This is a genomic window from Pseudomonas sp. LBUM1659 (genome assembly GCF_059716045.1).
In genome coordinates this window covers 5063083-5086587 of sequence record NZ_CP166797.1, presented here as the reverse complement: position 1 = coordinate 5086587, position 23505 = coordinate 5063083, and the positions used below count along the sequence as shown (strand labels likewise).

21 protein-coding genes are annotated in these 23505 nt (G+C 59.9%); 8 read left to right on the top strand and 13 right to left on the bottom strand.

Annotation, left to right across the window (positions count from 1 at the left end):
• Positions 1 to 71 precede the first annotated feature (71 nt).
• The 5 genes from ACA048_RS23015 to ACA048_RS22995 form a co-directional block, all read right to left on the bottom strand.
• Positions 72 to 1169, bottom strand: a complete 1098-nt coding sequence (locus ACA048_RS23015; RefSeq protein WP_497626424.1) for a DUF1513 domain-containing protein — start codon at positions 1167 to 1169, stop codon at positions 72 to 74.
• A gap of 14 nt (positions 1170 to 1183) precedes the next feature.
• On the bottom strand, positions 1184 to 2248 hold the full coding sequence (locus tag ACA048_RS23010) for an imelysin family protein (RefSeq protein WP_497626423.1): 1065 nt from the start codon (positions 2246 to 2248) through the stop codon (positions 1184 to 1186).
• 27 nt (positions 2249 to 2275) lie between these two features.
• The gene (locus ACA048_RS23005; protein WP_497626422.1) at positions 2276 to 3703 is read right to left on the bottom strand and encodes a di-heme oxidoreductase family protein; all 1428 of its coding nucleotides are present in this window, start codon (positions 3701 to 3703) and stop codon (positions 2276 to 2278) included.
• Positions 3704 to 3979: 276 nt separating this feature from the next.
• Positions 3980 to 5338: an imelysin family protein gene (locus ACA048_RS23000; protein WP_497626421.1), complete on the bottom strand. Its 1359-nt coding sequence runs from the start codon at positions 5336 to 5338 to the stop codon at positions 3980 to 3982.
• Positions 5339 to 5520: 182 nt separating this feature from the next.
• Complete coding sequence (locus ACA048_RS22995; protein WP_497626420.1) at positions 5521 to 7572, bottom strand: putative bifunctional diguanylate cyclase/phosphodiesterase; 2052 nt, start codon at positions 7570 to 7572, stop codon at positions 5521 to 5523.
• A gap of 1237 nt (positions 7573 to 8809) precedes the next feature.
• On the opposite strand from ACA048_RS22995, the gene ACA048_RS22990 reads away from it, so the two are divergent.
• Positions 8810 to 9232 (top strand): DUF6124 family protein, encoded by a 423-nt coding sequence (locus ACA048_RS22990; RefSeq protein ID WP_497626419.1) that lies wholly within the window; start codon positions 8810 to 8812, stop codon positions 9230 to 9232.
• 63 nt (positions 9233 to 9295) lie between these two features.
• Here the strand turns inward: ACA048_RS22990 and ACA048_RS22985 are convergent, their stop codons facing one another.
• The 3 genes from ACA048_RS22985 to ACA048_RS22975 form a co-directional block, all read right to left on the bottom strand.
• Positions 9296 to 9892 (bottom strand): superoxide dismutase, encoded by a 597-nt coding sequence (locus ACA048_RS22985; RefSeq protein ID WP_008034365.1) that lies wholly within the window; start codon positions 9890 to 9892, stop codon positions 9296 to 9298.
• Between the two features lie 227 nt (positions 9893 to 10119).
• Positions 10120 to 10722 carry a LysE/ArgO family amino acid transporter gene (locus tag ACA048_RS22980; RefSeq protein WP_497626418.1) on the bottom strand — a complete coding sequence of 201 codons (603 nt, stop codon included), beginning with the start codon at positions 10720 to 10722 and terminating at the stop codon, positions 10120 to 10122.
• A 5-nt stretch (positions 10723 to 10727) separates the two neighbouring features.
• Positions 10728 to 11129: an ACT domain-containing protein gene (locus ACA048_RS22975; RefSeq protein WP_497626417.1), complete on the bottom strand. Its 402-nt coding sequence runs from the start codon at positions 11127 to 11129 to the stop codon at positions 10728 to 10730.
• A gap of 96 nt (positions 11130 to 11225) precedes the next feature.
• Here ACA048_RS22975 and ACA048_RS22970 point away from each other — a divergent pair, with 96 nt between their 5' ends.
• The 4 genes from ACA048_RS22970 to ACA048_RS22955 all read left to right on the top strand — a co-directional run bounded on the left by ACA048_RS22970 (position 11226) and on the right by ACA048_RS22955 (position 15256).
• Positions 11226 to 12119, top strand: a complete 894-nt coding sequence (locus ACA048_RS22970) for a LysR family transcriptional regulator ArgP (RefSeq protein ID WP_497626416.1) — start codon at positions 11226 to 11228, stop codon at positions 12117 to 12119.
• 55 nt (positions 12120 to 12174) lie between these two features.
• The gene (locus tag ACA048_RS22965) at positions 12175 to 13167 is read left to right on the top strand and encodes an NAD-dependent epimerase/dehydratase family protein (protein WP_497626415.1); all 993 of its coding nucleotides are present in this window, start codon (positions 12175 to 12177) and stop codon (positions 13165 to 13167) included.
• Positions 13168 to 13285: 118 nt separating this feature from the next.
• Positions 13286 to 14164: an ATPase gene (locus ACA048_RS22960; RefSeq protein WP_497626413.1), complete on the top strand. Its 879-nt coding sequence runs from the start codon at positions 13286 to 13288 to the stop codon at positions 14162 to 14164.
• 243 nt (positions 14165 to 14407) lie between these two features.
• Complete coding sequence (locus ACA048_RS22955; RefSeq protein WP_497626412.1) at positions 14408 to 15256, top strand: cache domain-containing protein; 849 nt, start codon at positions 14408 to 14410, stop codon at positions 15254 to 15256.
• A 125-nt stretch (positions 15257 to 15381) separates the two neighbouring features.
• Here ACA048_RS22955 and ACA048_RS22950 read toward each other — a convergent pair whose 3' ends face one another.
• Both ACA048_RS22950 and pobA read right to left on the bottom strand, forming a co-directional pair.
• Positions 15382 to 16899: an MDR family MFS transporter gene (locus ACA048_RS22950; RefSeq protein ID WP_497626411.1), complete on the bottom strand. Its 1518-nt coding sequence runs from the start codon at positions 16897 to 16899 to the stop codon at positions 15382 to 15384.
• Between the two features lie 78 nt (positions 16900 to 16977).
• Complete coding sequence (pobA, locus tag ACA048_RS22945; RefSeq protein WP_497629919.1) at positions 16978 to 18162, bottom strand: 4-hydroxybenzoate 3-monooxygenase; 1185 nt, start codon at positions 18160 to 18162, stop codon at positions 16978 to 16980.
• A gap of 178 nt (positions 18163 to 18340) precedes the next feature.
• On the opposite strand from pobA, the gene ACA048_RS22940 reads away from it, so the two are divergent.
• Complete coding sequence (locus ACA048_RS22940; protein WP_497626410.1) at positions 18341 to 19237, top strand: helix-turn-helix domain-containing protein; 897 nt, start codon at positions 18341 to 18343, stop codon at positions 19235 to 19237.
• Positions 19238 to 19246: 9 nt separating this feature from the next.
• Here ACA048_RS22940 and ACA048_RS22935 read toward each other — a convergent pair whose 3' ends face one another.
• A complete protein-coding gene (locus ACA048_RS22935; protein WP_497629953.1) occupies positions 19247 to 19468 on the bottom strand; it encodes a hypothetical protein in 222 nt (73 codons plus the stop codon).
• 175 nt (positions 19469 to 19643) lie between these two features.
• Positions 19644 to 20549 carry a LysR family transcriptional regulator gene (locus tag ACA048_RS22930; protein ID WP_497626409.1) on the bottom strand — a complete coding sequence of 302 codons (906 nt, stop codon included), beginning with the start codon at positions 20547 to 20549 and terminating at the stop codon, positions 19644 to 19646.
• A 114-nt stretch (positions 20550 to 20663) separates the two neighbouring features.
• Here ACA048_RS22930 and ACA048_RS22925 point away from each other — a divergent pair, with 114 nt between their 5' ends.
• A complete protein-coding gene (locus ACA048_RS22925; protein WP_497626408.1) occupies positions 20664 to 21545 on the top strand; it encodes an MBL fold metallo-hydrolase in 882 nt (293 codons plus the stop codon).
• Positions 21546 to 21738: 193 nt separating this feature from the next.
• A complete protein-coding gene (locus ACA048_RS22920; protein ID WP_497626407.1) occupies positions 21739 to 22353 on the top strand; it encodes an NAD(P)-dependent oxidoreductase in 615 nt (204 codons plus the stop codon).
• A gap of 129 nt (positions 22354 to 22482) precedes the next feature.
• Here the strand turns inward: ACA048_RS22920 and ACA048_RS22915 are convergent, their stop codons facing one another.
• Complete coding sequence (locus tag ACA048_RS22915) at positions 22483 to 23364, bottom strand: LysR substrate-binding domain-containing protein (RefSeq protein ID WP_497626406.1); 882 nt, start codon at positions 23362 to 23364, stop codon at positions 22483 to 22485.
• Between the last annotated feature and the right edge of the window lie 141 nt (positions 23365 to 23505).

The window sequence follows — 23505 nt, the reverse complement described above, 5'->3', positions numbered from 1 at the left end:
ACCGACTGATACGCCGCTATCGTCGGAACGCCGCCCGGAGCAAGCTCAGCTCCTACAAAGGCAGGGTGAGGTCAAATGAGATGCAGGTGGTTGTCCCAAAGCCCCGCCGGCAGTTCAAGGGGTTTTGCAACAAGGTTGGTCTGGCGGCAATCGTAGTAGCGGCAGCGGCCCTGGCCCGAAGTCACGACAAAACCATCGGCCACGGCGCCTACCCCGGCGCAATCGGGAAGTGGCGCATCCAGGCGCACTTCTCCGCTGTCCAGGTCCCAGATGAAAAAGCGGTTACCCCGTGGCGCGGTCAACGCCACCAGGCGCAGATCGCTGTGCACCGCAACACTGGCGGTGTAATGCCCCATCGCCTGCAACTGATGCTCGGGCACCGGAAACGCCACGAACGGTTGGCCAGGACGCTTGATTGCCAGCAGTTCTGATGACTCGTGGGATGGCCCCATGAATTGCTGACCGGCAACGATGGTGCCGTCGCTGGCGATCCCCAAATGGCGTACGCTGTTCATCTGCTGGGCGAGGGTTTCCTTGCTCAACAAGGTGCCGTCGCGCTGCATCAACACCAGGCTTGGCTCCATGGCGTTGAGGTTCATGTCGACCCGGCTTTCGGCCTCGGTCCGAATGCCGCCATTGGCCACGACCAGGGTTTCACCATCGGGCATCCACGACACCTGATGCGGGCCGAGGCCATGGGTGGAAATCTCGCCGCTATGTACCAGTCGCTCACCTTCGAACTTATACACACCCAGTAAGCCACGGCCCGGATCGGACGTGTCATTCTCGGTGGCGTACAGCCAGTCGCCGCTCTTGTGAATCACTGCGTGGCCGTAGAAATGCCGGTTCGGCTGCGAGGTCACGGTTTGCAGCAACGTGCCGTCACGCAGATCGATCAAGTAACTCTCGGTACCCGGACGGCGGGCGACGAACAACGCAATCGACAGCGTCGGGTGGTTGATGATGTCGTGGCAGCGCTGACCGACCCGGGTGGCGAACACCCGGGTGCCGTCCAGCCGATAGCCGACGGCGTAATGCTTGCCGTCGGTATCGTCCCGCGCCGACAGCAGCAACGGGCTTTTGTCCTTTTGCTTGAACAGCGTCCAGCCGCCCAGAGTCACTGCTCCCAGCAGCAAGCTACCTAAAGTCAGAGCCTGACGTCGCAGCATGGCACTCGTCCTCATCAGTCACCGTCGTTGGCGTTGAAGCCCAGTTGAATGCCCAGCGCCTTGGCCAGTTCGCCTTCGTGCAAGCGGTGAACAACGTTGAGGCTGTCGTAGAGATCGTTGAGTTGCTGGCGACCGGCATCGTCATTGAGCATTTCGGTCAGCGAGCGCTGGTTGCTGGCAAACAGTTTCAGCGAAGCGGCGTAGGCGGCATCGATCTTGTCGGCCAACGGCTTCTGCTCACTCGGCAACAGACCCCGCAGGCCTTTGTTGTCGACGCCTTCCCACACGGTTCTGGCCGCGGCGAGGCTGGCCTCCAGGCCGGCCAGGGACGACTGGCTGCGCCATGCATCGGCCTGGAACGGTTGCGGCACACCCTTGCTCTGGCGGCCCATCGGCGTGCCGAGTTTTTTCTTCAGGCTGTCGAGGGCGGTGACCTGCACGCGCAGCAGATCGGCGATTGCTTCGTGGGAGTCGGCGTAGCGCTGGTTCGGGAATTTGCTCATTTGCGCGAGCATGCCGTCGGTGTTGTTCCAGCTCTGCAGAATCTCTTCGGCCAGTTGTTTCTGACGCTCGCCAATGGCTTTGAGCAGCGGGCAATACTTGGCTTTTTGTGCGTCGTTGGCCACGTCCGGCTTGCTGTCGAACAGGATGTATTCATAGGCCGAGAGGCCCTGAACCACCACGCTGGACTTGGCCAGGGCGGCGGCATCGATCTGCGGCTGCGCTGTCACCAGTTGCTCGACCTGACGGCCGACCAGGTTTTTCTTGTCCGGCCAGAATTGCACCTGCCACGAACGGTTGCCCTCGGCCAGTGGACCGATCAGCAGCGGTTGCAGCTCGGCCCAGGCTTTCTGCGCGTGCAGGAAGTCGGCGCGGGCGGTGTCGAGGTTTTCCTTGCCTTCGCAGTAGGCGAGGGCGCTGACGGCCAATTGGCGATCGGCTTCAACCCAGCGGGTGTAGGTCGGCAGGATCACCGATTTGGCGATGGCGGCCGACGTCACGGCTTGCGGGTCCTGCGGTGAGCAAGCGCCCAGTGCGAGTGCTGCAAGGCTGGTGAACAACAATTTGGGACGGAACATGTCGGGCTCCCGATTCTTTATAAGTGTTTAAAGTGAGTTCAAAAACGCCAGCAACGCAGTACGTTGCTCGGCATTGAAAGACAAAACCTGTTCACGCGCAGCCTGAGCTTCGCCGCCATGCCAGAGCACGGCTTCGAGTAGATTGCGCGCGCGGCCATCATGCAAAAACTGGGTGTGGCCACTGACTGCTTGCGTCAGGCCGATGCCCCACAACGGCGGGGTGCGCCAGTCGCGGCCACTGGCCTGAAATTCGGTGCGGTGGTCGGCCAAGCCGTCGCCCATGTCATGCAGCAGCAGATCGCTGTACGGGCGAATCACTTGATTGGCCAGTTCAGGCTCGGCGGCATTGGCAGCGGTGGTGTATTTCGGCGTGTGGCAGGACTGACATCCCGCATGGAAAAACAGAGTCTTGCCGGCCAGCACTTGCGGCGCACTGACATCGCGGCGGGCCGGTACGGCGAGGTTACGGCTGTAGAACAACACGAGACGCAGGATGTTGTCGCTGACTTCTGGTTCACCGTCGGGGCCGGTGCCATTTGGCGCCTGTTTGCAGGCAGTTTGCGCGTCGGTGCAGTCATCGAACGGTCGCAGGCGGGTCGTGAGGCCCATATCACCTGAAAACGCGTGAACATTCTGTTGATTGAGGTTCGGTTGCCCGGCTTTCCAGCCAAACCGTCCGAGGACGGTCTTCTGCTGCACGTCATCCCAGACTCGGTTCGGGCGTCCGGCGATGCCGTTTTTATCCTTCGCCTGCGCCTCGGCATTGGCCAGGATCGCCTCGTCGGGGATCGCTTCGAGCAAGCCCAGGCCAATCATTGGCGGGGCGACACGCGCCGAGAACCGGGTATCGGGGTGCATCGGGCCGTAGCCCAATTGGGTGATGTTCAGGCTCGGCTTGCGCAGTTCGACTTCAGTACCGTCCTTGAAACGCACTGGAACGGGCGTGTAATCGACACGCACTTTGCCTTCCGGGGCCACGCCCGGCACGGCCATGTCCTGGAACTGCCCACCGTATACCGGCTCCGGCACCACGCCGAGCTGCTCAATGACCTTGGCATAGGCCGGCGCGTTGGGGATCGACAGGCGTACCAGCATCGATACGGCATTCGGTGCCTCCGGCGTCGGCGGATGACCGCGACCGTCCTTGATGTGGCAGCCTTGACAGGCATTGGTGTTGAACAATGGGCCGAGGCCGTCGCGGGCGGTGGTGGTCGACGGGGCGATCACCCAGGGGTTGCGGAAGAAACTGTTGCCGACGCTGAAGTCCACGCGCCGTGACGGCGGCAGGTTGGCGGACGGCAGGGAAAACGAGTTCTGATCAATCTTGCGCACGGTCGCGCTGCCACCGGACCGGGCTTCACCGGGTTCGGCCTTGGTAAAACGCGGGGCGTCATCGCAGGCACTCAGGCACAGGGCCAGCAACAGTGCGGACAAGCGAAGAGGCAGCGGGGGCATCAGACATCCTGCAAGGCGAGCAAAACAAGGGCGCAAAGTCTAACAGGGCAGGGGAGTTTGAATAAGAGGAATTATCGTTTGCTTGATGTGGAGCAGGTTTTACCGGAGACCGCGATCCCCTGTGGGAGCGGGCTTGCTCGCGAAAACGGTTGTACATTCAACATTGATGTCGGCTGAGTCAGCCTTCGCGAGCAAGCCCGCTCCCACATTGGCCAGCATTCAGACCGGTATGAAAAAGGCGACCCGCAGGTCGCCTTCTTGTTCAGCCAGCGTTGATCAGAATTCGTGATCAGCGTTGTCCGGGTTCAGGTCGCTGATGCCCAGTTTGCCAGCGGCGGCTTCGATCGAACCGGTCTGCTTGACCAGCGAAGCGATCGCGTCACGGACGATCTGGTTGCCAGCGGTGTTGCCGGCAGCGATCAGCTGGTCGTAGTGCTCACCCTTGTTGGCGTGATCGACGATGACCTGCATCTTGGCTTCGGTTGCAGCCAGGTCAGCTTTCAGCGCGGTGTCGGCAGCCGGGTCGGCCTTGGCCACCAGGGACGACAAACTGGCGCCGGTCATTTTGGTGCCGTCGACGCGGGTGTACTCGCCCAGGTACACGTTACGAATGCCTTTGGCATCGTAGAACTGCGAGTTATGGGTGTTGTCGCTGAAGCAGTCGTGTTCGTCTTCCGGGGAGTTGGCTTCCAGGGAAACCTTCATGCGCTCGCCCGCCAGTTCGCCCAGGGACAGGCTGCCCATGCCGAACAGCATTTTGCGCAGGCCCGAATCAACCGGTTCGGCTTCCAGGGTGGCGCGGTAGTTGTCGGCCACGTTTGGCTTCCAGTTACCGACCATTTCTTCCAGGTCGTTGACCAGCAGTTGGGTCACGGCCTTCAGGTAAGCGCGGCGACGATCGTTGTGACCGCCGGTTGCGCCTTTGCCTTCCAGGTAGTCGGACGCTGGACGGTTGCCGGCACCAGGGCCGGTGCCGTTCAGATCCTGGCCCCACAGCAGGAATTCGATGGCGTGGTAGCCGGTCGCCACGTTGGCCTCGGAACCGCCCAGCTCGTTCAGGCTGGCGAGTTTTGCCGGGGTGATGTCTTTGACGTCGATCTTGTCTTCGCCGACCTGAACCTGGGTGTTGGCGATGATGTTGGCGGTGGCGCCCGGGTTACCCAGTGCGTGTTCGTAGGATTTGTCGACGTAGTCGATCAGGCCTTCGTCCAGTGGCCAGGCGTTAACCTGGCCTTCCCAATCGTCGATGATGGTGTTGCCGAAGCGGAACACTTCGCTCTGCAGGTAAGGAACGCGGGCAGCAATCCAGGCGGCCTTGGCGGCTTTTAGGGTGTCGGCGTTCGGCTTGGCGAGGAAGGCGTCGACGGCGGTTTGCAGAGTCTTCGCGGTGGATTCGGCATCGCTGTAAACGGCGAAGACGATGTCGGCGTAATTCGCGATAACGGCTTTGGCGGCGGCTTCATCGACTTTACTGGCAGCGGCAGGGGCGACAGCAGGTGCTGGTGCAGCGGCGGCAGTGCTGGAGGCCGGAGCAGGCGCTGGCGCGGCGGCGGTCTTGTCTTTGCCTTCGCCGCAACCGGCGAGGGAAATAGCGATGGCCAACAGACTGGCGGTAGCCAGAGGCATACGAATCATGGCGAACATCCTGCTTCAAGAGGGGTGGACTGGCGCTTCACGCGCGCAAAACTGCGACATAATGCAAATCTTTCGCATTATGTGTAAAGGGTTGTAGGTGGAAATATTTCTTATTCACGCGGCACAGAACCTTTAGCCGCTGGCGCGATCCTGTGGCGTTGCCAGCTCAGGGCTGCGTTGATTTAGAGGATCGCCGCGTTGCTGCGCTGGGCCTGTTTCAGGTAGGCGCTCAATTCCCGTGCCTGCAACGGTTTGCTGTAGAAGTAGCCCTGACCTTCGTGGCAGCCTTCGGAGATGATGTAGGCCTCTTGCTCGGCGGTCTCCACGCCTTCGGCAATCACTTGCATGCCCAAACTCTTGCCCAGCTGAATGATCGCCCGAACGATGGTTGCATCGTCGTCGTCATCGAGCAGGTCTTGTACGAAGCTCTTGTCGATCTTGATCTTGTCCAGCGGCAGGCTTTTCAGATAACTCAGTGACGAATAGCCGGTGCCGAAGTCATCGATGGCGATCAATGCGCCGGAGCGACGCAGGCTCAGCAGGTGCTGGGCGGCCGTGCTGATGTCTTCCATCAGGCCGGTTTCGGTCACTTCCAGTTCCAGGCTACGGGGTGGCAAGCGGTACATTTGCAGCAGGTTATTCACCACTCGCGGCAGCTCGGCATGGTGCAGCTGTACGGTGGACAGGTTTACCGCCATGCGCAGGTCGGGGAAACCCTGATCGTGCCAGTCGCGCAGTTGCTTGCAGGCCTGATCCAGCACCCATTCGCCGATGGCAATGATGGTGCCGTTCTGCTCGGCCAGCGGGATGAACAGGTCCGGCGGCACCAGACCATGCTCGGGATGCTGCCAGCGAATCAACGCTTCGACGCCCACCACCCGGTGATCGCGGTAGCTGATTTGGGGTTGGTAAACGAGGTAGAACTGATCTCGGGCCAACGCATCGCGCAGGTCCTTCTCCAGTTCGCGACGACGGCGCATCTCGGTGTCGACGCTGGCAATGTAGAACTGATAACGGTTGCGCGAGCGGGTTTTGGCCAAGGTCATGGTCTGCTCGGCTTTTTGCAGCAGCTTCTCGGTGCTGTCACCGTCTTCGGGGAACAAGGTGATGCCGATGGTCGCGCGCAGTCGGATTTCCTGATGATCGAGGGCAAACGCCTCTTCCAGATCATCGAGAATGCTTTGCGCCAGTTCAGCCGCTTCGTAAGGTTGTTCGATATCGGCCTGGACCAGGGCGAACTGGTCACCGCCCAGACGGGCGAGGGCGCCGAGGCGGCCACTGTGAGCCCGCAAGCGATCGGCCAAGGCCAGCAGAAGTTGGTCGCCGGCCTGGTAGCTGAATTGTTCGTTGATGCCTTTGAAGTCGTCCAGACCGACCACCAGCACCGCGACCCGCCGTTGCAGTTTGCCGGCGTCGACCAGGATCTTGTCCAGTTGTTGCTGCAATTGCTGGCGGTTCGGCAAGCCGGTCAGGAAGTCGTACTGGGCCATGCGCAACAGGCTGTTTTCCGCTTCGTGGCGCAGGTGGGTGTTGCGTTCGATGGATTCGAGCAACTGGTTGGCGGTGTTGATCCAGATCCCCAGTTCGTTCTTTTCGTGACCCTTGAGTTGCGGAATTTTGTGTTCGCTGGGGCGGTCCGGATTGATTTCGGTCAGGTGCTGGATTATCCGCGACAACGGTTTGGTGAGCAGCCAGTGATACACCAGGTACAGCACCAGGCTCATGGCCAGGGCGCGCAACACGCCGGAGATGAAGATGATGACCGAGCTGACGATGAACCCTTGCCCGTAGGTGGCGGTGTCGAGGGTGATGCTCAGGTCGCCGTAATATTCACTGTAAGGGCCGCGACCGACCAGTTGGGTGGTGAAGGTGCGTTCCTTGCCAAGGATCAGGTCGGTCAGCCAGCGGCTGTCTGAATGCTGCAATTCGCGGGATTTTTGCGCGAGCATGGCTTCGTTGGGATGGCCGATGGAGGCCTGGCGCACGGCGTCGTCCTGGAACAGGCCTTCGATCACTTGCATGCCCATTTCCCGGTCAAGGCTGTAGACGGCCTGGGTCGAGGGGTCGCGGAACATGTCGAGGATACGTTCGGCATCGTTGGCTACGGCCTGGCGCGTCTTATAGGCGTCGAAAACGATTTGCGCACAGCTCAAGACCACGCCGACTATCAATGCCGACAGGAGGACGACCCGGAGCAACTTCACCGACAAGCTGTTCTTGAGTTCCAGCTTCAAAGGGTTATTCCTTGTTCCGTGCGGGTAGCATCAAGTTGCCATGAGTATTGGCAATCCCGAGATGGCAGTCAAAGGGACAATCCATCACAGGGGGTTTTGCCTGTGGGCTTGGCCGATATGCAGTTGTCTGGGGTATTTGTCCTATTGGTACTGTGTCGGTAGTTGGGTCCTTCAACTTGAGGGGATTGGGATAATTTTTCCTTCTGGGTTGATGGTAGTCGGCTATGGCGTTGGGGCAAGGGGGCTAAGGCTGGTTTCATTGTCGGAAATTGGCCCTTTTTTGACTGATGTACGCGTTCTAACTGTAGGAGCTGGCTTGCCAGCGAAGGCGGCCCGACAGCCGACCATGATTTTGAATGGTTTACATATCCATTTCTGCGGTAACGGCCACTAATGGTTTCGCTCTTACAGCGAGTCCCTTTTGTCAAACGCCACAAAAGAAACCAAAAAGGCTCGCCCCGAGCGTCCGGCCCCTCGCCTGGGCTCGGCGTTCCTTCGCTCCGGTATCCATCCGGGGACACTGCCCTCCGGTCGGCTTCGCTTCGACCTACCTGCAGCGTGTTCGACTGCGTCGAACGGCGCTGCGCGCCACTCCCCGGATGCACACCTCCACTCAGCCTCCCGAAGGGGCGGGTGGATCAAGATCAAAAGCTGCAGGCGAGCTAACGCTCGGCCTGATGAGTGGTGAAGAGCAAGGGCTGTACGCCGACCTATTGTGGGAACTGCCTCGCTTGCGATGGCGGCCTGAAAGCCGACCAATTTCCAGCAGATGTACACCATTCCCCTGTAGGAGCTGGCTTGCCAGCGAAGGCGGCCTGACAGTCGACCAGTCTCATTCTGCCGCCCCCCGACTGATCGTTCCCTCGCTCCCGCGTGGGAATGCCGCCGGGGATGCTTCGCGTTCCATTTTTGTGTGTTGAAAGATGTGTAAAAAACACAGCGCTTTCCCACGCATTTTTCAGGTTGCCGGGTAGGAAGCCCTGTCTCTAACCTCTGGCTGTCGCTGAAAACTCAGCGACCGGGTGTGAGAGCCCGGCAACTTATGGTCATCCAGTGTCTGTACACGCATAATCGCCGCCAGCTTACTCGCTGCCAGTAATTGCGTTATGGCGGCTGTGTGCGGGCGGACTTCGGTCCGGCCGGGTGTCCATAACCGGTCTTCTCACCTCGCACATAGCTGCCACCTCTTCGCCGTGTGAGAAGCGGCAAGTGGAGGCTCCAACGCTGGAGAAATACAATGGACAAATTGATTCCCGATCCACCCTTGAACACCACCAGCCCAGACGCCGAAGAAACCCAATCCGAAGCACTCCTGCGAGACCGCGAAGCCATCAAGCGCGCCCTCGACTACTACCTCGATCCTCCGTCTCAATACACCGAAAAACCCCGCCGCCCCAGCACGATGTACATGATTGCCCCGAACATGGACACCGAAAGCCTCCTGGTCCAGGCCTGCGAGTCACTGGCCTCTGCCAGCGTCATGACCAGCGATTTCGCCGCGAACCTGATCGGCCCGCAGCGTAATACGGTGGTGGCGATTCAGCAGATCATCATGCTGGCGGAGTTGGCGGTGAACCGGGCCTTGGATAACGTCGATTCGACTTGCTCGCGAAGGCGGCAGAGCAGTCGACTTAATTCTCCAAGTTGCACAGGGTCCTAAAACATTCCCAACCCCCATAAAAAAACCCGGCATAAAAGCCGGGTTTTTTGACTGGCATCGATCTTAAGCAGTGAAGGTTTTGCCTTCGAACTGCTCAGCCACGAATTTCCAGTTGACCAGGTTCCAGAACGCTTCGACATACTTCGGACGAACGTTGCGGTAGTCGATGTAGTAGGCGTGCTCCCAGACGTCGCAGGTCAGCAGCGGGGTGTCGCCGTTGGTCAGCGGGTTGCCGGCGCCGATGGTGCTGGCCAGGGCCAGGGAACCGTCAGCCTTTTTCACCAGCCAGCCCCAACCGGAACCGAAGGTGCCGATGGACGTCTTGCTGAATTCTTCCTTGAACTTGTCGAACGAACCGAACGAAGCGTTGATGGCTTCAGCCAGCGCGCCGGTTGGTTGACCGCCGGCGTTTGGCGCCAGGCAGTTCCAGTAGAAGGTGTGGTTCCAGACCTGAGCGGCGTTGTTGAAGATACCGCCCGAGGAAGATTTAACGATTTCCTCCAGGGTCTTGCCTTCGAACTCGGTGCCTGGCACCAGGTTGTTCAGGTTCACGACGTAGGTGTTGTGGTGCTTGTCGTGGTGGTATTCCAGAGTTTCCTTGGAAATGTGCGGCTGCAAGGCATCGTGTGCGTAAGGCAGCGGCGGCAATTCGAAAGCCATGATGATTCTCCTAATCAGGTCAGTTGCGGTGAGCGCAAGGCCGATCACGGGCGGCCAGACAAGCGCCGGGGAGTTTGTACTCTTTGCGGCGCAGGGAATCGGATCATAGCACCGGGGGGGCTGCATAACCACGCAACAACTGTGTGGAATAGAGGTTCAAGGGGATGCCCTCACTAAATGACGCGACCGTCATTTAGTGAGGGCATCCCGTGAGCCTTTTGGAATAATCAGCCTGCACTGATTAATTGAAACGCCACGGTAAACATCATCACCGCCACCAGCAGATCGAGAATCCGCCAGGTGCTGGGTCGCGCGAGCCAAGGCGCCAACCACGCCGCGCCCAACGCCAAGGTGAAAAACCACAGCAACGACGCACTCGCCGCGCCCATGACATAAGCACCAGGTTCGGTTTGTTGCGCACCGAGGGAGCCAATCAGCAAAACCGTGTCCAGATAAACGTGCGGGTTAAGCAGTGTCACCGCCAACGCACTGAGCATGACGGCGCGCAATGAGCGAACGGTTTGGTTTTCTCCCTGTTGCAAGCTCTGTTTGGAGCAGGCGCGGCGCAATGCCTGGCTGCCATACCAAATCAGAAACACCACGCCGCCCCAGCGGGCAACCGCCAGTAATGTCGGGTTTTGCGCGAGCACGGTCGCCAGACCGAACACGCCCGCGGCGACCAACAGTGCATCGCACGCCACGCACAACGCCGCCACTGGCAGGTGATGTTCACGCCGAAGACTTTGCGCCAGCACAAACGCATTCTGCGTGCCGATCGCCATGATCAGCCCGGCGGCCACCAACAGGCCGTTGACATAGCTTTGCCACATAAGGGTTACTCCGCGTTGGCTGCAAGATCGCGCAGCACGTGGAGTGCGCGTTCGGCGTCGGCCTGACCGACAAACAAGTGATCGTGGTAGTAACCGGCTATCACGTTGCAGCTGATGCCGGCCTTGCCTAACGCGGTGGCGAAGGCGGCGGTCAGGCCGACGGCTTCCAGCGCCGAGTGAACATTCAAGGTGATCCAGGCCGCGACGTAGTCGAAGCTGAAACCGGCTTGTTCGGCGTGGGTACGTTCCAGGATGACGGTCAGACCTTCCTGCTCGCGAAAGCTGCCGACAATCTCAAGGCCCGCCGGCAGCTTGCCGTCGCGCAGGGTGCAGAACACGTATTCGCCGGCGTTGAGTTGCGGGCTCATGCTGCGCAGCAGGTTTGCCAATGATGTTTCGCCAGCCATGTCGGTGTTCCTTGTTCAAAAGATCTTGATGGGCATTCTCCGCTGCTAACCTGTATAAGAAAAACCAATCATGCTGATCGCCCATTAGGAAAACTGATGTTCGACTATAAATTACTGTCTGCCCTGGCCGCGGTGGTCGAGCAGGCCGGTTTCGAACGGGCCGCGCAGGTGCTCGGTTTGTCACAATCGGCGATCTCACAGCGCATCAAACTGCTGGAGGCGCGGGTCGGCCAACCGGTGCTGGTGCGGGTGACGCCGCCGGCCCCGACGGAGATCGGCCGGCGCCTGCTCAACCATGTGCAGCAGGTGCGTTTGCTGGAGCGCGACTTACAGTCCCTGGTGCCGGCGCTGGATGAAGAGGGCCTGCCGGAGCGCCTGCGCATCGCATTGAATGCCGACAGCCTGGCCACGTGGTGGGCGCAAGCGGTGGGCGACTTTTGTGCCGAACAACACCTGCTGCTGGACCTGGTGGTCGAAGACCAGACCGTCGGCCTCAAACGCATGCGTGCCGGCGAAGTGGCGGCGTGTCTCTGCGCCAGTGAGCGCCCGGTGGCGGGTGCCCGTAGCGTTCTGCTGGGGGCCATGCGTTATCGGGCGTTGGCCAGTCCGGCGTTCATTGCGCGTCATTTTCCGGAAGGCGTTCGCGCCGACCGACTGGCGAAAACCCCGGCGCTGGTCTTTGGCCCGGATGATTTCCTACAGCATCGCTACCTTGCTTCGCTGGGTGTGGATGGAGGTTTCGAACACCATTTATGCCCCTCGTCTGAAGGCTTCATTCGCTTGACCGAAGCCGGTCTTGGCTGGGGGCTGGTCCCGGAATTACAGGTGCGCGAGCAACTGGAACGCGGTGTATTGAGGGAGCTTTTGCCAGATAAGCCCATCGACGTGCCGCTGTACTGGCATCATTGGCGCAATGGCGGTCAACTTCTGGGGTTGTTGACCGATCAATTGTTGCGTTCGTCGAAGCAATGGCTGGTGCCGTTGGATTGACGGACAGCGTCAAGATCTCTCGAAATACGCGAAACGAAAGACATCGGAGTACTACATGAAAATTCTGGTCACCGGCGCAAGCGGCTTCATTGGCGGACGCTTTGCGCGTTTCGCGTTGGAGCAGGGCCTGGACGTACGGGTCAACGGTCGCCGGGCCGAAAGCGTCGAACACCTGGTGCGTCGTGGCGCCGAGTTTATTCAGGGCGACTTGAGCGACCCGGAACTGGCGCGTGACCTGTGTTCAGACGTCGAAGCCGTGGTCCATTGCGCAGGGGCGGTGGGGCTGTGGGGGCGCTATCAGGACTTTCATCAAGGCAACGTCCAGGTCACCGAAAACGTGGTCGAGGCTTGTCTGAAGCAGCGCGTTCGTCGATTGGTGCACTTGTCGTCGCCTTCGATCTACTTCGATGGCCGCGATCACTTGGGGTTGACCGAAGAACAGGTGCCCAAGCGTTTCAAACATCCCTACGCGGCGACCAAATTCCTGGCGGAGCAAAAGGTTTTCGGCGCCCAGGAATTCGGCCTCGAAGTCCTGGCGCTGCGCCCGCGTTTCGTCACGGGCGCCGGTGACATGAGCATTTTTCCGCGATTGCTGAAAATGCAGCGTAAAGGACGCTTGGCGATCATCGGTAACGGCCTGAACAAGGTCGATTTCACCAGCGTGCAAAACCTCAACGAAGCGCTGCTCAGCAGTTTGCTCGCCAGCGGCTCGGCCTTGGGCAAGGCCTACAACATCAGTAATGGAACGCCGATTCCATTGTGGGATGTGGTCAATTACGTCATGCGCAACATGGACGTCCCACAAGTGACGCGCTACCGTTCCTACGGTTTGGGTTATACCGTCGCGGCGCTCAACGAAGGGGTGTGCAAGCTGTGGCCGGGGCGTCCCGAGCCGACCTTGTCGCGACTGGGCATGCAGGTCATGAACAAAAACTTCACCCTGGACATCAGCCGCGCCCGGCATTATTTGGACTACGATCCGAAAGTCAGCCTCTGGGCCGCCCTCGATGAATTTTGCAGTTGGTGGAAGGCTCAGGACATCCGCTGACGTTCCAACCGCGCCTGCCAGCACTGAACCGAGTAGGGTGAAGAGAGTCAATCGGTGCGGCAGTGGGGTTTATACTCGCCGCATAAAGCCATCACCGCGTTCCACAAAGGTTGACTCAATGTCCATGCGTAACGATGCCAACGACGATTTCGAGAATGTACCTAGCTTGCGTGCCGACAGCCTCGACGATGATGATTTTCCGCCTACCGTTCGTACTCGCGTGCATTCGCGGCCGGCGCCGGTGGTCCAGGTCAAAAGCGCCAGCACCGGCCCGCTCTGGGCCTTGGTCGGCGCGTTGTTTATTGCGTTTGCCGGCCTTGCCTGGTGGAGTTTTCAGCAGATCTCGCTGATGGAACAACAACTGGTCGCAACCCAGGAAAGTTTCGCGCGTATTAGTGAGGAAGCCGCGGGGCGCTTGCAGGACATTTCCGGCAAGGTCGTCGCCAGCCAGACCAACGTCACCAGCGACAGCGAAGCGTTGAAACTGCAAATCAAGGACCTGGAATCCAAACTGCTGGATCAAGGCAAACAGCAGCAAGGCGTTGTCGGCCAAGCCTCCGATCTGGACAAGCGTCTGGCGCAGATGAGGGCACAATCCAGCGATCTTGATAAGCGTCTGGCGCAACTCACCGCCCAGGACACCGAGCACCAGACGGCCAATACGCAATTGCAGGCGCAGGTCAAAGACTTGAGCGCTGAGTTGACCGCCCTGAAAAGCGCGCCGGACGACAGCAGCAAATTCGACGCTCAGCTCAAAAGCCTCGGCGCTGACATCGCCGCGCTGAAAAAACAAGGCAATCCAAGCGCCGCGATCGAGCGTCTGGAGCAAGAGATGATTGTGCTCAAAAGCGAGCAGGACAACCGCCCGGCCGCTGTGCAAGGCGCCACCAATACCGCCGAGTTCGACGCGTTCCGCGGTCAGGTCACCCGCAACATCAACACCCTTCAGGCGCAGATCCAGAATCTGCAGCAGCAGCTTCGCGCTCGGGGGCAATAGTCTGCAGTTGCTGGATATCGGTGGCGAGGGAGCTTGCTCCCGCTGGGTGGCGAAGCCGCCCCAAAACCATTCACCGCCGTTCTTCAGTTAAATCGCGGTGCCTCGTTTACGACTGCTGCGCCCGAACGCGAACCGGCCGGCGGGAGCAAGCTCCCTCGCCACGTCCTGCGTGTTCCTGAATATTCGTACAACTCCCCAAGCCGTCTACGCTTTTGAAACACCTAAAAGAACGAGGGATGCACTATGGGGGTTCTGCACAAACTGGCCTTACTGGGCGGGGCGCTCTTGCTGTGCCTCGGGCAGGCTCACGCCGCCGACACAGAAAAGGAAGACAGTCAGGCCGCCAAAGCCTTGCTGGAGAAGGCCCTGGCCTACTACCACGACAATGGCGACAAGGCCTTCGCGGCATTCAGTCGTCAAGGCGAATTTGTCGACAAGGATCGCTACGTCTTTGTGGTCGACACCAAGGGTGTGATGCTCGCGAGCGGCGGGCCATCTGCGGCGTTGATCGGGCGCGATGTCACCGAAACCCTCGGGCCGGACTTGCAGAAAGCCTTCAAGGACGCCGTGAACGTGCCGCAGAGCAATGGCATTCAGGAGGCGGAATACCGCTGGCAGAACTGGGCTGACGGCAAGGTCGAGCGCAAACATGTGTTCTATCAGCGCGTCGGTCAGCGGATTCTGGCGGTCGGTTACTACCGGCCACGGGCGTCGGCGGAACAGGCCATGGCGCTGCTGAACAAAGCCGCGACCGACCTGGCCAAGGATGAGAAGGGCACACTGACCGCGATCAATTCCCTCAAGGGCGGTTACTTGCAGGATGACCTGTATGTGTTCGTCGTCGACCTGAACACCCAGCGTTATGTGGCCCACGGCACCAATCTGCGGCTGGTCAATACCGACTTTGGCGCGATCAAGGACCCGGAAGGCAAACCGGTGGGCGAGGAGATCCTGGCGTTGATGGCCAAAAAGGATTATGGCGAATACGAATACCGCTGGAAAAACCCGGTGACCAACAAGGTTGAGGACAAGCATGCCTACCTGAAAAAGGTCGGGCATTTTCTGGTGGCTGTCGGGTATTACAGTCCTTGATTCTTCGATGCCTGTAATGGCCCTTTCGCGAGCTAGCCCGCTCCCACATTTAACCGAGTTCTCCTATAAGAATGCGATCAAATGTGGGAGCGGGCTTGCTCGCGAATGCAGGCGACTCGGTCTCCCTACCGGACCTTGTCTTCCCGCCCCCGCAACAACATATTCGGCATCGCAACCGCCGCCGCCAGCCCCAGCAATGACACCCCCGCACTGACCATCAACAAATGCCGAAAGGTCAGCAACAACTCAGCGCGCAAGGCGTTTTGTGCATCCCCCGGTGCGGCATTCAAGCCGTCGAGCAAGACATTGCCCGAACTGCCCTCGGCAATCAGCGACGAACCGGCGATGTGGGCAAAGCTGGAGTCCTGCAACAACGCCAGCAGCAGCGCCGACATCAACGCCACCCCCATCGCGCCACCCAGCGAGCGAAACAGGTTGGTGGTGCTGGTGGCGACGCCGATATCGCGCTGGTCCACCGAGTTCTGCGTGCCGACCAATGACGTCGGGAACTGCATGCCGCTGGCGATCCCGCACAACAACATGAACAGACTACTGAGCACAAAGGCCTGAGGCGGGCTGAAGGCCATGCCCAGAATTGCCATCGGCATGAGCGCAGCACCGGTCAGGATCATCGGTTTGTAGCGCCCGGTCACCGAAGTTCGGCGTCCAGCAAAGTAGGCACCCATCGGCAAACCCATGGCCAACGGCAACAGGTGCAGCGCGGCGCTGTCGGCCCCGGCGCCGGTGACGCTCTGGAAGCGCAGCGGCATCAGCACGATCAGCGAGATCGCCTGGAAGCTAGTGAAGAAAATCGTGCACCAGCACAGGATCGCGTTGCGGTTGGCGAACAAATGCATCGGCAGCAACGGTTCCCGCGCTCGGCGTTCATGCCAGACGAACACCCCAAGCACCACCACCGCACAAGCAAACAGTCCCAGCACTTCGGCGCTGCGCCACGAATGACCTTGGCCGACTTGAGTGATGCCCAGCAACAACGCGGTCAAACCGATGATCATCAACAACGTGCCGAGGTAGTCGATGATCGGTTTGCGCTGCGGCACCGGCAGCCCGACCAGTGTGCGATTGGCCACCAGCCAGGCACCAACGCCCAGCGGCAGATTGATCAAAAACACCCAACGCCAGGACAAGTACTCGGTCATGTAGCCGCCAAGCACCGGGCCCGCCACGCTGGCCACGGCGTACATGCTGCTGAAATAGCCCTGATAACGACCCCGTTCCCGGGGCGGGACGATGTCACCGATGATTGCCTGACTGACCGAAATCATCCCGCCCGCGCCGATGCCTTGAATGATCCGCGCCAGCACCAATTGCTCCATGCTCTGGGCCATGCCGCAGAACAACGAGGCGAGGGTGAACAGCCCCATGCCGAACAGCATCAGCTTGCGCCGACCATACAAATCGCCGAGCTTCCCGTAAATCGGCACCGCCACCGTCATCGCCACCATGTACCCGGAAATCACCCAGGCCAGCAGGCTGACGTCCTTGAATTGCGCGGAAATCGCCGGCATCGAGACGGCGACGATGGTCTGGTCCAGCGCGCCGAGAAAAATCGCCAGCATCAGGGCTATCAGCACGCTGCGAATGGCCGGTTTGGGCGTGTCAGGCTGGTTGAGATTGGTCACGGTAAAACCTGCGGGCAGTGATGGGCCCGCAAGGCGTACGGCGAGCGGGAATGCTCGCCAGTGTAAGTCGATAGCAAGCTATTCGATAGCCTCGTACGGAAGCCCGACGTAATTTTCTGCAATGGTTTTTCGACCGGCTTCGGAGCCGACAAAGTAGTCCAGCTCCGACTCGCTGATGCGCTGGCTGAAGGCGTCATGGTCGTCGAAGCGGTGCAGCATCGAGGTCATCCACCAGGAAAAGCGCTCGGCTTTCCACACTCGGCGCAGACAGATTTCGGAGTATTTCTCCAGCAAGTCCACGCGTCCCTCCTGGTAAACCTTCAACAGAATATTGAACAGCGTGCTGACGTCACTGGCGGCCAGGTTCAGGCCTTTGGCGCCGGTGGGTGGAACGATGTGTGCCGCGTCGCCGACCAGGAACATCCGCCCGAACTGCATCGGTTCGACCACAAAACTGCGCAGCGGCGCGATGCTTTTTTCGATGGACGGGCCAGTGACCAACGACGCTGCCAACGCTTGCGGCAGACGCGATTTCAGCTCATCCCAGAAGCGTTGATCAGACCAGTCCTGCACTTGATCCTCGGCCGGCACCTGGAGGTAATAACGCGTACGGGTTGCCGAGCGCATGCTGCACAGGGCAAAACCGCGCTCGTGGCGGGCATACACCAACTCCTCGTGTACCGGCGGCGTGTCGGCGAGAATGCCGAGCCAGCCAAACGGGTAGACCCGTTCGAAGACCTTGAGGCAGTCGTCGGGGATCGACTGGCGTGCCACACCATGGAAGCCATCGCACCCGGCGATGTAGTCGCAATCGAGGCGGTACGTCTCGCCATCCTTCTCAAATGTCACAAAGGGTTCTGCGGTTTTCATCCCGTGCGGTACGACATTGCTGGCGTTGTAAATCGTCTGCGCGCCAGCCTCCCGACGAGCGGCCATCAGGTCGCGGGTGACCTCGGTCTGGCCATAGACCATCACGGTTTTGCCGCCGGTCAAGGCATGCAGATCGATATGCACCTGGCGGCCATCGAGCGCCAGTTCGAAGCCGGTGTGCACCAGCCCTTCAGCATCCATGCGCTGCCCCACCCCGGCCCGACGCAACAGCTCTACCATGCCTTGTTCAAGCACGCCGGCACGGATTCGGCCGAGTACATAATCCGGGGTCTGGCGTTCAAGAATGAGGGTGTCGATGCCGGCGTTGTGCAGCAATTGGCCGAGCAGTAAACCGGAGGGGCCGGCGCCAATGATGGCGATTTGGGTCTTCAGTGTTTTCATTGTTTTTAAGACTCGCAAGCTCCACGCGACCACGGCCGGTGAATTATTTTTATGGATCGAGTGCTTGCATTTTTCTCTTGCGAGTCTGTCAATTGAAGGGGAAAACTGAGCCGATACCTGTACATTCTGCCAATCAGTGCGATTATCGCCCGTCACCTCGAGGCCTTGGATGAACAAGCCTGACCTGCCTTCGATTCCAGTGTTCAAGCTGTACGGTGAAAGCCTGGACTGGCCGACCCCGGACTTGCTGCACTGCGAAACCATTTCCAAACGCAGCCGCGAACACCACTGGGAAATCAAACCCCACCGCCACGCGGATCTGTGCCAGTTACTCTTCGTCTTCAAAGGTCAGGCAGAGCTTGAAATCGAAGGTAAACGCACGCAACTGACTGAACCGGCGATCCTGATCCTGCCGCCGTTGTCGGTGCATGGTTATCGATTTTCCGAGGACGTTGAAGGGTTTGTATTGACCCTGGCCGCGCCGCTGGTTGCCCATTTGCAGGCGCAACTGGGCAACTCGGTGAATGCGCTGGCCCAGCCCGAAAGCTACCCGGCGGGCAAGGACGGCGACTACCTCAATAGCCTGTTTTCTGCACTGCAAGAGGAATACACCGGTCACCAGTCGGCGCGTGAAATGCTCATGCATTCACTGGTCAGCGTGATCATGGTCTGGGTCAGCCGGCAGGTGATCACGCGCCGCAACGCCAGCCAGCGTCCGCAGCGCGCCCGGGAATACCTCAACGGGTTTATTCAACTGGTGGAAGAAACTTACCGCCAGCACGTCAAGGTCGAAGACCTGGCGCATCGGCTGGGAATTTCCGTGTCCCACCTCAACGGCACCTGCCGTGAACTGGCGGGACAACCGGCGTTGCAGATCATGCACGAGCGGCAATTGCTGGAGGCCAAGCGCTTGCTGACCTACACCAGCATGACCATCTACGAAATGTCTGACGTGTTGGGGTTTTCCGATCCGACCAACTTCACGCGCCTGTTCCGGCGTCGAGTGGGGATATCGCCCAAGGCGTTTCGCGACCGCTTGAAGGCCGATCAGGACAACGAGGCCTGATCCCCTTCGTCACCGCAGGGCGTTGAGGGTCGCGTTGTGGGGGATGCAGCGCTCGAAGTTGCAGCTCGCAAACTCGCGGGGCAGTTGGCGCGCCTGCTCGACCCGCCAGGCCGCGGTGCCATACAGCGCCAGCGTCACCGCGCAGGTGATGAAAATGGTGAGGTACCTTCTTGTTTTGATGTTCATGGCGTTGACCTCTGAACGAATACCCTTGGGTATTACTTTGAGCATAGGTCAGCGCCAGTGAGTTGCCACTAAAGCGGCCTCGCATGTAGCCCGATATTCAGAACACTGATGTACCCCTTGTAGGCGCTGGCTTGCCGGCGATAGCGGACTGTCAGTCAGCATCATTGTTGGATGTGACGACGCCATCGCGAGCAAGCTCGGCTCCTACAGGGGGAGGTGTTTACAGGCCGATATCCCACTGGGGCGTTTCGGGGAATCTGACCACCAGAAAATCCAGCAGGCTGCGCAGCGCCGCCGGCATGTGTTTGCGTGAGGCGTACACCGCGTAGATGTTCATCTGCCGGGGCTCGGCTTGGGGCAGCAGGCGGATCAGTTCGCCGCGGTGAATATGTACGCCCGCCTGATAACTCGGCAGCATCGCCACCCCCGCGCCGGCCATCGCCGCGCGCAGCAACGTGCTGGCTTCGTTGGCGCTGATGTTGCCTTGCACCGGTACCGAGACCGATTCGCCGCCCTCCTCGAAATGCCAAAGGCTTTTGCCAAAGTAGGAATGGGTCAGGCAGTTATGCCGGCTCAGATCCTCCACCCGCTGCGGCGTCGGATGTTCGCGCAGGTAAGCGGGGGAGGCGCAGATCACCGAGCGACAGACCGTCAGCCGCCGGGCAATCAGGTTCGGGTCCAGGTCGTTGCTGGTGCGAATCGCCAGATCAATGCGTTCATCCACCAGGTTCACCGTGCGGTCGAGCATCTGCATGTCGATGCTGACGCCTGGGTAACGTTTGACGAAGGCCGCCATGGCGTCCGCCAGTTGTGCCTGACCAAACGAGGTGCTGACGCTGATCCGCAACGCGCCTCGTGGCGTATCGTCCGGCTCGCTGACAGCGGCTTGCATGTCTGTGGATAAGTCGAGCATCTGCCGACAGCGGGGCAGCATATCGATACCGGCGGCGGTCAGGCTCAATTTGCGGGTCGTGCGGTGCATCAGCCGGGCGCCGAGCCAATCCTCCAACTCCGCCAGATAGCGCGACACCACCGGCCGTGACAGGTCCAACTGGTCAGCGGCGGCCGACTGGCTGCCGAGGTCGACCACGGTGACGAACACCCGCATTGCTTGTAGACGATCCATGATTTGCACGCTTTCAGAAACAAACTATGTTCCAGCATCGCATTTTTTGTACTGAGTCATGCAACTAAGCTCCGTCCCATCGCCAAGCATGGCATTCGGACAATGGAGCAACACATGATCGGTTTCACCACCCTCAAGCGTATTTTGCTGGCCACCGCCACATTCGGCTTCGCGGCCCATGCGGCGGCATCGACCCTGACGCTGGATGTCTACAACCCCGGCGACAAGGCGATCTTCCCGGTGACTTCGGTACTGGTCAGTGGCGAGAAGGAGGCGATTCTGGTGGATGCGCAGTTCGGCAAATCCCAGGCCGAACAGGTCGTCGAGAAAATCCGCGCCAGCGGCAAGCAACTGACCACCATCTACATCAGCCACGGGGACCCGGATTACTACTTCGGTCTCGACACCCTGGCTACCGCGTTCCCCAACGCCAAAGTGCTCGCCTCGCAGCCGACCGTGGACCACATCAAGCACACCGTCGACGGCAAACTGGCGTTCTGGGGCCCAAAAATGGGCGTCGACGTACCGGCGAAAACCATCGTGCCGCAGGTACTCAAGGGCGACAGCCTGATGCTGGAAGGGCAGAAGTTGCAGGTGGTGGGGCTGGAGGGTAAACAGCCGGATCGCACCTTTGTCTGGATTCCGTCGATCAAAGCGGTTGTCGGTGGGGTAGTCGTGGCAGAGAACATCCACGTCTGGATGGCCGATACGCAAACCCCGCAGTCTCACGCCGATTGGTTGACTACGCTGCACGCCATCGAAACCTTGAAACCGAACACCATCGTGCCGGGTCATTACCTCAGTGACAGCGCCCGTTCGCTTGCCGCTGTGCAGTTCACCGCGGATTACATCAAGGCGTTCGACGAAGAAACCGTCAAGGCCAAAGACTCGGCCGCACTGATCGTAGCCATGAAAAAACGCTTCTCGACGCTGGGCGAAGAAAGCTCGCTGGAGCTGAGCGCCAAAGTCGCCAAGGGCGAGATGAAGTGGGGGTGAATGAGGTTATCCGTGAACGGCATATCTGTGGCGAGGGAGCTTGCTCCCGCTGGAGTGCGAAGCGCTCCCGGCAGTGTGTCAGACATACCGCATCCTCCAGTTTTGCGACTGCTTCGCAGCCGAGCGGGAGCAAGCTCCCGCGCCACAATGAGCATTGCCAACCCATTTAAACCCAACCCGACTGGAGAATGTCATGAGCAAAATCGCAATCATCGGTGCCACCGGCCGTGCCGGCAGCCAACTGTTGGAAGAGGCGCTGCGTCGTGGTCACAGTGTCACCGCCATTGCCCGCGACACGTCGAAGATCAGCCAGCGTGCCGGTGTGGTGAGCAAGAATGTCGATGCGCTTGATGCCGACGCCTTGCAAGCAGCTATCGCCGGTCACGATGTGGTCATCAGCGCCGCGCATTTTTCGACGCTGCCCGCTGCTGCCGTGATCGGGCCGGTGAAAAAGGCCGGGGTGAAACGTCTGCTCGTGGTCGGCGGCGCCGGTTCGCTGTTGTTGCCGGACGGAACTCGCGTGATCGACAGCAAGGGCTTTCCCGAGGCGTACAAGGCCGAGGCAGGGGCCGGTGCTTTGTTCCTTGAGAACCTGCGTCAGGAAAACGAGCTGGACTGGACCTTCCTCTCACCGTCGGCGGAGTTTGTCGAAGGTGAACGCACCGGCGTGTTTCGGATCGGCAAGGATGATTTGCTGGTGGGCAGTGCAGGGCGCAGCTGGATTACGTTTTTCGATTATGCGATTGCGATGATCGATGAAGTGGAAGTGTCGAAGCATTCCCGCCAGCGGTTCACCGTCGGTTACTGAGTTCACCGATCCCTTGTAGGAGTGAGCCTGCTCGCGATGGCGTTGGGTCAGTCGACATCACCGTTGAATGATCAACCGCAATCGCAAGCAGGCTCACTCCCACAGGAACCGCATCAAGGCTTTCGGGTTTCAGCGTGCCTGAGCCTGCTCCACCAACCACCCCAACAATTCCTGCAACTTCGGCGAAGGTGCGGGCTTTTGCGGCAATACCAGGTAATACCCCAGCCCCGTCTTCACCTTCAATTCAAACGGCATGACCAGCCGCCCGGCGCTCAAGTCATCGCCAATCAACGACCAGTCTCCGATCGCCACACCCGTCCCTTGGGACGCCATCGACATCGCCAGGTCCAGGGTTTCGAAGTGCTGACCCTTGCTGACATTGCTCAGGCGAACATTGGCCGTGGCCAGCCAGGCTTTCCAGTCCCGCTCATCACGGGTGGGATGCAGCAGCATGTGCTGCTCAAGATCTTCGGGTGTCAGCAAAGGCACCGGACCTTCGAGCAACGGCTTGGAGCAGACCGGCGTCAACTGTTCATCAAACAGGCGTTGAGACACCAGCGCACTGTCCGGTGGTGCGCCATACATCACCGCCGCATCGAACTGTTCGCGATGAAAATCCACGCCGTGCTTGACCGTCGTGGTCAGTTCCACCGGCACGTCCGGACGTTCTCTCTGCCATTGCACAAGACGCGGCAGCAGCCAGCGCATGACGCACGTCGGGGCCTTGAGTTGCAGGGTTTCGCGCTTTTGGCCGATCTGTTCGACCGCCTCGTCGATCAACCCGAAAATCTGCTGAACCCGTGGCAGCCATTCGCGTCCTTCGGCCGTCAGATCGAGGCCGCGAGCCTGGCGGATAAACAGCTCATAACCCAGATGATCTTCCAGCCCGGCGATCTGTCGGCTGACCGCGCCTTGGGTGATGTGCAGCTGTTCGGCGGCCCGGGTGAAATTGCAGCACTGTGCGGTAATCAAAAAGCTGTGGAGCGCCGACAGGGGAGGCAGTCGTTTCATTGGGATCCAAGGTATGACGTGAGGACATGGCTTGTATGACTTTTTATCCATTGTTGCGGCTACGTGTCGCCCGTTCCAATGAGGCCATCCCTGGACCTGCCCACCCATCATAAACAATGCGCAGGCCCGGCGTCTCAAACG